The organism is Cupriavidus sp. SIMBA_020 (assembly GCF_046535395.1).
Lineage (GTDB): Bacteria > Pseudomonadota > Gammaproteobacteria > Burkholderiales > Burkholderiaceae > Cupriavidus > Cupriavidus campinensis.
In genome coordinates, this window is sequence record NZ_JAWRWU010000314.1 from 1 (window position 1) to 300 (window position 300).

At 55.3% G+C, this 300-nt stretch carries 1 pseudogene; it reads right to left on the bottom strand.

Annotation, left to right across the window (positions count from 1 at the left end):
• Positions 1-233: 233 nt before the first annotated feature.
• Positions 234-300: pseudogene (gene sso7d / locus SB751_RS29365) on the bottom strand (chromatin protein Sso7d); the annotation flags it as partial.

Below are 300 nucleotides of genomic sequence, written 5' to 3' on the forward strand. Positions count from 1 at the left end.
GGTCACGCTGCGCGTAACCACCACACCCGCCGCGCTTAATGCGCCGCTACAGGGCGCGTCCCATTCGCCAATCCGGATATAGTTCCTCCTTTCAGCAAAAAACCCCTCAAGACCCGTTTAGAGGCCCCAAGGGGTTATGCTAGTTATTGCTCAGCGGTGGCAGCAGCCAACTCAGCTTCCTTTCGGGCTTTGTTAGCAGCCGGATCTCAGTGGTGGTGGTGGTGGTGCTCGAGTCATTTTTTCTGTTTTTCCAGCATCTGCAGCAGTTCTTTCGGCGCGTCTTTTTCAGAAACCGCACCA